This is a genomic window from Dietzia sp. DQ11-44, assembly GCF_014145205.1.
Taxonomy (GTDB): Bacteria; Actinomycetota; Actinomycetes; order Mycobacteriales; family Mycobacteriaceae; genus Dietzia; species Dietzia natronolimnaea.
This window is the reverse complement of the sequence record NZ_JAALEC010000136.1, coordinates 1-10,424: the sequence shown is the minus strand read 5'-3', so window position 1 is coordinate 10,424 and position 10,424 is coordinate 1. Positions and strand designations below refer to the sequence as shown.

At 69.6% G+C, this 10,424-nt stretch carries 8 protein-coding genes and 4 tRNA genes; 9 read left to right on the top strand and 3 right to left on the bottom strand.

Annotation, left to right across the window (positions count from 1 at the left end; all coding sequences use genetic code 11):
- Positions 1-67 precede the first annotated feature (67 nt).
- Genes pstC through pstB form a run of 3 tightly spaced genes read left to right on the top strand, consistent with a single transcriptional unit; the run spans position 68 to position 2,809 of the window.
- A complete protein-coding gene (gene pstC, locus G6018_RS04250; protein WP_182611016.1) occupies positions 68-1,108 on the top strand; it encodes a phosphate ABC transporter permease subunit PstC in 1,041 nt (346 codons plus the stop codon).
- Positions 1,108-2,022 (top strand): phosphate ABC transporter permease PstA, encoded by a 915-nt coding sequence (pstA, locus tag G6018_RS04245; protein ID WP_179524625.1) that lies wholly within the window; start codon positions 1,108-1,110, stop codon positions 2,020-2,022. Before pstC ends, pstA begins: the two co-directional genes overlap by 1 nt.
- 10 nt (positions 2,023-2,032) lie before the next feature.
- Positions 2,033-2,809, top strand: coding sequence for a phosphate ABC transporter ATP-binding protein PstB (pstB, locus tag G6018_RS04240; protein WP_179524626.1), 777 nt, complete (start codon positions 2,033-2,035; stop codon positions 2,807-2,809).
- A gap of 81 nt (positions 2,810-2,890) precedes the next feature.
- Here the strand turns inward: pstB and phoU are convergent, their stop codons facing one another.
- From phoU to G6018_RS04225, 3 genes are all read right to left on the bottom strand, one after another.
- Positions 2,891-3,661 (bottom strand): phosphate signaling complex protein PhoU, encoded by a 771-nt coding sequence (gene phoU, locus G6018_RS04235; protein WP_182618102.1) that lies wholly within the window; start codon positions 3,659-3,661, stop codon positions 2,891-2,893.
- Between the two features lie 102 nt (positions 3,662-3,763).
- Entirely contained in the window at positions 3,764-4,942 is a 1,179-nt protein-coding gene (dusB, locus tag G6018_RS04230; protein ID WP_182611014.1) for a tRNA dihydrouridine synthase DusB, read from the bottom strand.
- 67 nt (positions 4,943-5,009) lie between these two features.
- Positions 5,010-5,085 (bottom strand) — tRNA-Lys (locus G6018_RS04225).
- Between the two features lie 127 nt (positions 5,086-5,212).
- Between G6018_RS04225 and G6018_RS04220 the strand changes: the two genes are divergently transcribed.
- The 6 genes from G6018_RS04220 to G6018_RS04195 all read left to right on the top strand — a co-directional run.
- Positions 5,213-5,285, top strand: a tRNA-Glu gene (locus tag G6018_RS04220).
- A gap of 159 nt (positions 5,286-5,444) precedes the next feature.
- Positions 5,445-5,518: transfer RNA gene (locus G6018_RS04215), tRNA-Asp, on the top strand.
- A 49-nt stretch (positions 5,519-5,567) separates the two neighbouring features.
- Positions 5,568-5,641: transfer RNA gene (locus tag G6018_RS04210), tRNA-Phe, on the top strand.
- A gap of 85 nt (positions 5,642-5,726) precedes the next feature.
- Complete coding sequence (locus G6018_RS04205; protein ID WP_182638850.1) at positions 5,727-8,969, top strand: arabinosyltransferase domain-containing protein; 3,243 nt, start codon at positions 5,727-5,729, stop codon at positions 8,967-8,969.
- Positions 8,970-9,041: 72 nt separating this feature from the next.
- Positions 9,042-9,827, top strand: a complete 786-nt coding sequence (locus G6018_RS04200; RefSeq protein WP_179524630.1) for an enoyl-CoA hydratase — start codon at positions 9,042-9,044, stop codon at positions 9,825-9,827.
- The coding region (locus G6018_RS04195; RefSeq protein ID WP_182638848.1) for a GTP-binding protein at positions 9,815-10,424 on the top strand (610 nt) is incomplete at its 3' end. The genes G6018_RS04200 and G6018_RS04195, both read left to right, overlap by 13 nt.

Here is a 10,424-nt window from a genome sequence, read left to right as displayed (position 1 = left end):
CCGGCCCGCCGCTGATCGCGGCGAGCCGGTGACCGGCCATCTCATCCCCCGAGCGACTGAAGGTCCCATGACAGTTCACGAATCCGTCGACCGGAACACCGGGCAGTCCGGCGGGCTCCCCGGCAGCTCGGGGTCGGTGCCGGATACGGAGAAGGGCGCCAAGGGCGACCTCCTCGAGGGCCGGTCCTCGCAGAAGGCGGACGCGGTGTTCCGGGGCGTCACGGTGGCGGCCGGCGCCGTCATCGTCGCTCTCATCGCCCTGATCGCGATCGTCCTGGTCATGCAGGCGACGCCCTCCCTCCTGGCGAACAACGTCAACTTCCTCACGTCGTCCGAGTGGAACACGAGCGATCCGGACAACATGCGGTTCGGCATCCTCGACATGTTCAGGGTGACCGTGCTGAGCTCGCTCTTCGCGTTGTTCCTCGCCGTTCCGGTGTCCATCGGCATCGCGACGTTCCTCGTGCAGTACGCACCGGCCCGGCTGTCGAGGTCGCTGTCGGCGCTCATCGACCTGCTCGCGGCGGTCCCGTCGATCATCTACGGCATGTGGGGCCTGATCGTGCTCGGGCCGTTGTTGGTCCCGTTGTCCACGTGGCTCAACGAGAACCTCGGATGGATCTTCCTCTTCGGCGACGGCAACGTGTCGATCGCCGGCGGCGGGACCATCTTCACCGCCGGGGTGGTCCTGGCGATCATGATCCTGCCGATCATCACCTCGATGTCGCGCGAGACCATCCGCCAGACCCCCTCGCTCCACCAGGAGGCCGCCCTCGCCCTGGGCGCCACCAAGTGGGAGAAGATCCGGATGACGTGCTTCCCCTACGCCAAGTCCGGCATGATCGCGGGCTCCATGCTCGCGCTCGGCCGGGCGCTCGGCGAGACCGTCGCGGTCCTCATCATCCTGCGGGCCGCGAGCGCCCCCGGCACGCTGTCGCTCTTCGACGGCGGCTTCACGTTCGCCTCCAAGATCGCGTCGGGCGCGGCCGAGTTCAACCACCCGCTGCCGACCGGTGCCTACATCGCGGCGGGTCTCGTGCTCTTCATCCTCACCTTCTTCGTCAACCTCATCGCACGCTCCGTGTCCGGTGGAAAGGTCAACGGCTGATGACACAGGCAACTCCCGACCTCGCCAAGCCCGCCAAGCCGTCGGACACGTTCCTGCCGATCGCCGGCAGCCGCAGGATCAAGGACAGGGCGGCGACGGTGATCTTCTCGCTGTGCTTCGTGCTGGCCGTCATCCCGCTGGTGGCGCTGCTCTACAAGGTGATCGAGTCCGGTATCCCCGCGGTCATCAACCCCACCTGGTGGACGAACTCGTTCTTCCTCGTCTCCCCGTCCTCGATGGGTGGCGGTGTGGGGCACGCCATCTACGGCAGCCTCGTCCAGGCGATCATCGCCGCGGTCATCTCGATCCCGCTGGGGGTGGCGGCGGGCATCATGCTGGTCGAGTACCCCGAGTCGAGGCTGGCCAAGCCGACCACCTTCATGGTCGACGTGCTCGCGGGCGTGCCCTCGGTCGTGGCCGCCATCTTCATCTTCGGGGTCTGGGTTTCGGTGCTGAGGTTCCAGCTCAGCGCGTTCGCGGTGAGCCTGGCGCTGGTGTTGCTCATGCTGCCGCTGATCGTGCGCTCCACCGAGGAGATGCTCAAGCTCGTCCCGGACGAGCTCCGTGAGGCGTCCTACGCGCTCGGCGTGCCCAAGTGGAAGACCATCGTCAGCATCGTGGTCCCGACCGCGCTGTCGGGCATGATCTCCGGGGTCTTCCTCTCGATCGCCCGGGTGATGGGCGAGACCGCCCCGGTACTGATCCTCGTGGGGTACACGGCGAGCTTCAACTACAGCCTCTTCGAGGGCAACATGGCCTCGCTGCCGCTGCTGATCTTCAACCAGCTCTCGAACCCGACGGAAGCCGGCCAGTACCGGATCTGGGGCGCCGCCCTCACCCTGATCATCATCATCGCGCTGGCGAACGTCCTCGCCACGTTCGCCTCCAAGGCGCTCGCGCCGAAGACCAAGTAAGGACCCTGTCATGGCCAAGCGACTCGACCTCGAGAACGTCGACATCTTCTACGGTGACTTCCACGCCGTGAAGGACGTCGACCTCCACGTCCCCCCGCGCTCGGTGACCGCGTTCATCGGCCCGTCCGGCTGCGGCAAGTCCACCGTGCTCCGCTCGCTCAACCGCATGCACGAGGAGATCGCGGGCGCGTACGCCACGGGATCCATCAAGCTCGACGGCGTGGACATCTACGACAAGAAGGTGGACCCCGTCGCCGTCCGACGGACCATCGGCATGGTGTTCCAGCGGCCCAACCCGTTCCCGACGATGTCGATCAAGGAGAACGTCACCGCCGGCCTCAGGCTCCAGGGCGTCAGGAACAAGAAGACCCTGGACGAGGTGGCCGAGAAGTCGCTGCGCGGCGCCAATCTGTGGAACGAGGTCAAGGATCGACTGGACAAGCCGGGCGGGGGGCTCTCCGGCGGTCAGCAGCAGCGCCTGTGTATCGCCCGCGCGATCGCCATCGAGCCCCAGGTCCTGCTCATGGACGAGCCCTGCTCCGCGCTCGACCCCATCTCCACCCTCGCGGTGGAGGACCTCATCGCCGAGCTCAAGAGCGAGTTCACCATCGTGATCGTGACGCACAACATGCAGCAGGCGGCGCGCGTGTCCGATCAGACCGCGTTCTTCTCGCTCGAGGCCACCGGCATGCCGGGCCAGCTGGTAGAGGTCAACTCGACGGAGAAGATCTTCTCGAACCCGGACCACAAGCAGACCGAGGACTACGTCTCCGGCCGATTCGGCTGAGCCGCCGGATACAGCCGAGCGCCCCGGTACCCGCCCACGAGGCGGGTACCGGGGCGCTCGTCGTCGCGGCCCGGCCGGCTGTCAGCTGGGTCCGGATTTCCCCGGGTCGTCCCCCGAGACGCGGTGCGTCAACGACCTGTCGGTCTCGTTGAAGCGGCGGACCAGCTCCTCGTTGGAGGCGGAGGAGTGCTCGGGATCGTCCTCCGCCAGGGTGGCGTACTCGCCGGTGGCGAGGAAGATCACGCGCTGCGCCACCTCCACCGCGTGGTCCGCGAACCGCTCGTAGTAGCGACCGAGGAGGGTGACGTCGACCGCCGACGCCACTCCCCACTTCCACTCGCGCACGGTGAGCAGGGTGAACAGGTGGCGGCGGAGGTCGTCGACGGCGTCGTCCTGCTGGGCCAGGGTGGCGGCCTGCTCGGCGTCCCGGTTGAGCAGCACCTCGGTGGCGGACCGGCCGAGCGAGACCGCGACGCGGCCCATCTCGGCGAAGTACCCGTTGACGGGCTCCGGGAGCACGCTCTCCGGATGCCTCCGACGGACGATCTTGGCGACGTGCCCTGCCAGCGTGCCCATCCGGGTGAGGTCCTGGACGAGCTGGATGGAGGTGACCACCTGCCGGAGATCACGGGCGACCGGCGCCTGGAGGGCCAGGAGCGCGAACCCGCGTTCCTCGTTCTCGGTCGCCAGCCGGGACATCTCCGTCGAGGACTGGAGAACCCTCTCGGCGGCCACGAGGTCGACCTGGAGGAGGGCGTGGGTCGCCAGCTCCATGTCGTCGGTGGCGAGGGAGCACATCCGGGCCATCGAGGTGGCCAGATCCGCGAGTTCTTCAGAGTAGACGAGACGCATGTGAACCAGCATACGGGCATGTCAACCGCACTATCGATACCGGCGATGAACGGCCGATGAACAGGGGGACACGTCATCCGCGCCGGTGCCGGAGGCGCCGGTTCAGCCGCCCGAGTTCTCCGCGTCCGCACCCTCGAGAGCCACCGCGTCGTCCTCCGGATCGTCCAACCACCCCTCGGGCAGGAGAACCCGGGAGGGCGATCCCTGGCGGCCGCGCGGGCCGTACCCGTCCGCGGGGAAGGGCTCGTCGGCGGGGAGATCGGCGAGCATCTCCGCGAGGTCGTCCAGGGTGCGGACGGCTGCCAGGGCCACCCGCTTGCCCGAGCCGGCAGGGAACCCCCGCAGGTACCACGCCACGTGTTTGCGGATGTCGCGCATGCCCTTGTTCTCACCGTGGTGTTCGGCGAGGAGTTCGCCGTGGCGGTACATGATGCGGCCGACCTCGCCGAGCGTGGGCGGGGCCGGTGCCTCGCGCCCGTCGAGGGTGGCGGCGAGCTCGGAGAAGAGCCACGGCCGGCCCAGACAGCCCCGGCCGATCACGACGCCCTCGCACCCGGTCTGCTCCCGCATCCGGACGGCGTCCTCGGCGGAGAAAATGTCGCCGTTGCCCAGCACCGGGACATCAGAGACCTCGCCGATGTGCTCGACCAGGCGGGAGATCTGCGACCAGTCCGCCTCGCCGGAGTACCGCTGGGCGGCGGTCCGTGCGTGCAGGGCGACGGCCCTGGCGCCCTCGTCGACGGCGATGCGGCCGGCGTCGAGATGGGTGTGGTGCTCGTCGTCGATCCCCACCCGCATCTTCACCGTGACCGGGATATCGGTGCCCTCGGTGGCCCGGACCGCCGCTGCGACGATGGAGCGGAACAGCCGCCGCTTGTAGGGGATCGCCGACCCGCCGCCGCGTCGGGTGACCTTGGGGACCGGGCACCCGAAGTTGATGTCGATGTGGTCCGCCAGGTCCTCGTCGACGATCATCTTGGCGGCCGCGTAGGTGTACTCGGCGTCCACCGTGTACAGCTGCAGGCTGCGCGGGGACTCGTCGGGCGCGAACGTGGCCATGTGCAGAGTTCCCGGCTGGCGTTCGACGAGCGCCCGCGCCGTCACCATCTCGCAGACGTAGAGCCCGGACACCGAACCCTGCTGCTCACGTTCGAGTTCGCGGCACAGCGTGCGGAAGGCGACATTGGTGACGCCCGCCATCGGCGCCAGGACGACCGGTGAGGCGAGCTCGAGGGGGCCGATGCGCAGGGCGGGCCCGCCGGTGGCGGTGGGTGCGGACATGATCCGAGTGTCCCAGCGCGGGGCGGGCCAGGTCCAATGGGGGCGCCCTGTGCCGCCCGGCCGATCGTGGTGCCCCCAGTCGGGCTCGAACCGACGACCTGCGGATTAAAAGTCCGTAGCTCTACCAACTGAGCTATAGGGGCGTCGGTCACGATACCGTCCCCGTTCGCGCCGACGGGCGTCGGCTCGGGCGTGGTTGGTTTAGACGTCTGCTGGGCCGTGCCCTAAACTCGAACCCGCTGCGGCCCGGCGATCCCGGACGTGGCGTACGCCCCCTTCGTTTAGCGGCCTAGGACACCGGCCTTTCACGCCGGCAGCGCGGGTTCGAATCCCGTAGGGGGTACGAGGTCAGGAGTCCCGGTCACCGTTCGTCGGCGGCCGGGACTTCTCTCGTCTCGGGGCCCGTCCGGACCCGTTCCGAGCTGCCCTGGAACCACCGCCGGTCCCGCGATTTGCGTCCGGCGTGGGCGTCGATTACTGTTCTGTCTCGTGCGAAAAGCACGGCCCTGTGGCGCAGTTGGTTAGCGCGCCGCCCTGTCACGGCGGAGGTCGCGGGTTCGAGTCCCGTCAGGGTCGCAGGAGACAACCGGCGCATTCGGTTTACCGGATGCGCCGGTGGTCTTATGGCCAGGTAGCTCAGTTGGTACGAGCGTCCGCCTGAAAAGCGGAAGGTCGTCGGTTCGATCCCGACTCTGGCCACCGAGAGCGCAGCGCGCCGGAGGGTTTCCCTCCGGCGCGTTCGTCGTTTCGGGGAACCCCCGTCGGTCGTTATAGCGTGGACGCCATGCCATCGACTGCCACCGAGGTCCGTGACGTGCCGGACAGGTCCCGTACAGGAACCCGGTGGGGGATAGTCGCCGCGGTCAGCGGCCTGGTCGGGATCCTCCTCGCGATCATCGTCCCGCTGCTCCCGGTCACCCAGACCACCTCGACGATCAGCTGGCCGGAGGCCGGGACCCTCGACCCCGTGACGGCGCCCCTCGTGGCCTACTACCCGCTCGACCTGGCGGTGGACGTCCCGTGCGCGGCGGTGGGGGAGCTCCGCGACCAGGGCCGTGAGAACGGGGTGCTCGTGTCCACGGCGCCCCGTCAGGCGGGAGAGAACGCGGGCGCGCGTGCGCTCGTGGTGTCCGTGGCCGGCCCCACCGTCGAGGTGCGCAGCCGGAACGTGCTGGTCGCGGCCGCCCCCACTGACGCGGTCGCCTCACCCGGGGCGTGCTCGGTGATCCGCGTCGTGGCCGACTCCGGTTCGATCGGCGCGGAGTTCGTCGGTCTCGCCTCGGACGACGGGGAGGTGGGCGGGCGGATCGACCAGGATCTGCGGCCGCAGGTCGTCGGGGTCTTCACTGATCTGCAGGGGCCGGCGCCCGAGGGGATGTCCGTCGACATCACCGTCGACTCCCGCTACACCACGCAGGCGACCGTGATCAAGCAGATCGCGATCGTGGTCGGGATCCTCGCGATCGTCGTGGCGCTGGTCGCCCTGCACCGACTCGACCTGCGCGACGGACGCGTCGGACGACGGGTGCTGCCGCGCGGGTGGTGGAAGCCCCGTCCCCTGGACCTGGTGGTCGTGGCCACGCTCCTGGTCTGGCACGTGATCGGGGCCAACACGGCGGATGACGGGTACATCCTCACCGAGGCGCGCGCCGCCGTCTCGAGCGGCTACATGCCGGAGGTGTTCCGGTACTACGGCGCCCCGTACGCGCCGTTCGGTATGCCGTACTACCTGTACACGGCGATCAGTTCCGTCACCGTGGGCAGTATGTGGCTGCGCCTGCCGGCGTTGCTGCTGGGGATCGCGTCGTGGATGCTGCTGTCCCGCGAGGTGATCCCGCGACTGGGCATCGCCGCCCGCCGTGCGTCGGCCGTCCGGTGGAGTACCGCCGCGGTGTTCCTCGCGTTCTGGCTCACCTACAACAACGGGCTGCGCCCCGAGCCGATCGTGGCCTTCGGTGTGCTTGCCACCTGGGTCTCGCTGGAGCGCGCCCTGGCCACCGGCAGGCTGTTGCCCGCGGCCACAGGCTTCATCATCGGCGGGCTCACCCTGTCCGCGGCGCCCACGGGCACCTTCTGCATCGCGGCGATCATCGCGGCCTCCCGACCGCTGTTGCTGCTGGTGATCCGGCGGGCACGGCGCGACGGCTGGATCCCGACGGTGGCCCCCCTGTTCGCCGCCGGTCTCGGCGTGCTGCACCTGATCTTCCTGGACCAGCCCCTGGTGACCACGCTGCAGTCGTCGGCGCTGCTCGGCGACGTCGGCCCCACGGGGCGCTGGTTCGAGGAGGTGTGGCGGTACGAGTGGCTCATGAACCCGACGCCGGACGGGTCCCTGGCCCGCAGGTTCGCGGTCCTGGCGATGTTCCTGTCGCTGATCACGTGCGCCGCGATCCTGTTCCGCAAGGGGCGGATCCCCGGCGTGGCCGTGGGCCCCGCCCGACGGATCGTGGGTCTGGCCGCCATGTCGATCGCGTTCATGGCGCTCAACCCCACCAAGTGGACCCACCACTTCGGTGCGTTCGCCACGATCGGCGCCGCGCTGGCGGCCCTGGTGACCATGGCCGTCCTGCCGGCGGCCACCCGGTCGCTGCGCAACCGGATGCTGTTCCTCGCCGCGGTGTTCTTCGTCCTGGCCCTGAGCTTCACCTCCACCAACGGCTGGTGGTACATCTCGATCTACGGCATCCCGTGGGGTGGCGTGCAGCCCTCGATCGCGGGGATCACGTTCTCCTCGGTATTCCTCGGGCTGATGGTCATCGCGCTCCTGCTCGCGCTGGTCCTGCACTACCGGGAGCCGTTCGTGCGGCCCACGGGGTCGGTGCCCGCCGATGCCGATCGCGGCCCCGTGGTCCGGGTCCTGCGTGAGGTCTCGCACGCCCCACTCGGGCTCGCGGCGGCCCTCGTCGTCGTCGTCATCGTGGCCTCCATGGCCGCCGCGGTCCGCAACCAGTACCCCGCCTACTCGGTCGGCCTGCAGAACCTGCGGGTGCTGTCCGGGGAGCCGTGCGGTATCGCCGACATGGTGCTCGCCGAGCCCGACGCCAACGCCGGACTGCTCGCCCCGGTCGGTGACCCCCGTGACCAGCTCGAGGCGGGCGCGCAGCCGGTGGAGTTCATCCCCGACGGCATCCCCACCGACCTCACCGCCACCCAGGCCGTGGACACCGACACCCCGGGAACCGGGGAGGACTCCGACGCCACCGCCACCACCGCCGGCACCGAGGGCGGAGTGCGCGCGGGGGAGGGCATCAACGGCAGTCACGCCGTCCTGCCCTTCGGTCTCGACCCGGCCCGCGTCCCCGTGCTCGGCAGCTACCAGACCGGCCCGCAGTTCAACGCCGAGACCACCACGGACTGGTATCGGCTCCCCGAACGGGACGAGGAGAGCCCGCTCATCACGATCGCCGTGGCCGGCTCGTTCGCGCCGGACGCGATCCGCGTGGAGTTCGCCACCGCAGCCGACCGGTTCGAGCCGGCCGGTTCGGTCCTGCCCGTCGACATCGGCCCGGCGCCGTCCTGGCGGAACCTGCGCGTGCCCGTCGACACCCTGCCCACCGACGCCACGGCGATCCGGCTCGTGGTGCGCGACCTGGACCCGGACCCGTCGCGGTGGATCGCGTTCACCCCGCCGCGCATGCCGGAACTGGTGACCATGCAGGAGCTCGTCGGTGACTCCCGCCCGGTGCTCCCCGACTGGGCGGTGGCCTTCCACACCCCGTGTCTGCGACCGTTCGAGGAGTACGCCGGTATCCACGAGCTGCCCGAGTACCGGGTCCTGCCGGATCGCGACCTCGCGGTGAGTTCCACCAACACCTGGCAGGCGTGGGACGGTGGCGGGCCCCTCGGGTTCATCGAGTTGCTCCTGGCCGGCGAGACCGTGCCGACCTATCTGGAGCACGACTGGTCACGGGACTGGGGTTCGCTGGTGCGGTACGAGCCGTTGGTGCCCGCGGCCCGGGAGGCGACCATCGACCACGGTGAGGCCGTACGGTCGGGGCTGTGGAACGGGGGACCGCTCGCCAGATGACCGGCTAACATCGGCCCCGGAGACTTTTTACAAGGAAGTCCAAGTATCCCCTGACGCAGACTGGAGCACGCGATGTCCGTGACCGAGAAGCAGTTCGAGAACATCCTGGTGGAGCAGAGCGACCGCGTCGCGGTCATCACGCTGCACCGACCCAAGGCGCTCAACGCGCTGAGCAGCGGCATGGAGAAAGAGGTCGTCGAGGCCGTGGAGGGTCTCGACTCCGACCCCGGCGTCGGCTGCATCGTCATCACCGGTTCGGAGAAGGCCTTCGCGGCCGGCGCCGACATCAAGGAGATGAAGGACAAGAGCTACCCCGGGATCTACCTCGAGCGCTACTTCGGCGACTGGAAGCGACTCACCGCCGCGCGAACGCCGATCATCGCGGCCGTGTCCGGGTTCGCCCTCGGCGGCGGGTGCGAGCTGGCCATGATGTGCGACATGATCATCGCCGGTGACAACGCCAAGTTCGGCCAGCCCGAGATCACCCTCGGTGTCATCCCGGGCATGGGCGGCTCGCAGCGGCTCACGCGTGCGGTGGGCAAGGCCAAGGCCATGGACCTGTGCCTCACCGGCCGACAGATGGACGCGGACGAGGCGGAGCGCTCCGGCCTGGTCACCCGCGTCGTCCCCGCCGCGGACCTGCTCGACGAGACCATGAAGGTCGCCGGGAAGATCGCCTCGATGAGCAAGACCACCGCCATCGCGGCGAAGCAGGCGGTCAACCGGTCCTTCGAGACCACTCTCGAGGAGGGGCTGCTCGCCGAGCAGAACGCCTTCTACGCACTCTTCGCCACCGAGGACCAGACCGAGGGGATGTCGGCGTTCGCCGAGAAGCGGAAGCCCGAGTGGCGCCGCTGAGGGACCAGCCCACGCACGGGCATCTCGCCGGGGGCGGTGGCGTGAGCGGGGACGCCCGCCGCGCCCCCGGTGAGCCCCTGCCCGTGTTGGTCCTCACCGGTTACCTGGGTGCCGGCAAGACCACGCTGCTCAACCACCTGCTGTCCGGCACGCCGGGCCTGCGCATCGGCGCGATCGTCAACGACTTCGGCGAGATCGACGTGGACGCCACGTCGGTCGCGGGGCGCGTGGACTCGATGATCTCGTTGGCCAACGGGTGTGTCTGCTGCGAGGTCGACGCGAGCGAGCTGGGAGAGACCCTGGCCGGTCTGGCCGACCCCGAGCACGGGCTCGACCTGGCGGTGATCGAGGCCAGCGGGCTGGCGGAGCCGGCGATCCTGTCGCGCATGGTCCACGAGGTGCCGCGCGAGGTGGTGCGGCACGCGGGGATGGTCCAGGTCGTCGACGCCGAAGGGCTCGACGACGCCCTGGCGCGGCACCCGCGGTTGACGGCGCACCTGGCGGAGGCGGACCTCGTGGTGGTCAACAAGTGCGATCTCGTGGACCGCGCGCGATTCGACCGCATCCGCGACACGATCCGCCGGCACGCCCCCCGGG

Coding starts and splice junctions, on each gene's coding strand:
- pstC (WP_182611016.1), top strand. CDS start 68: ATGACAGTTCACGAATCCGTCGACCGGAACACCGGGCAGTCCGGCGGG.
- pstA (WP_179524625.1), top strand. CDS start 1,108: ATGACACAGGCAACTCCCGACCTCGCCAAGCCCGCCAAGCCGTCGGAC.
- pstB (WP_179524626.1), top strand. CDS start 2,033: ATGGCCAAGCGACTCGACCTCGAGAACGTCGACATCTTCTACGGTGAC.
- phoU (WP_182618102.1), bottom strand. CDS start 3,661: ATGCGTCTCGTCTACTCTGAAGAACTCGCGGATCTGGCCACCTCGATG.
- dusB (WP_182611014.1), bottom strand. CDS start 4,942: ATGTCCGCACCCACCGCCACCGGCGGGCCCGCCCTGCGCATCGGCCCC.
- G6018_RS04205 (WP_182638850.1), top strand. CDS start 5,727: ATGCCATCGACTGCCACCGAGGTCCGTGACGTGCCGGACAGGTCCCGT.
- G6018_RS04200 (WP_179524630.1), top strand. CDS start 9,042: ATGTCCGTGACCGAGAAGCAGTTCGAGAACATCCTGGTGGAGCAGAGC.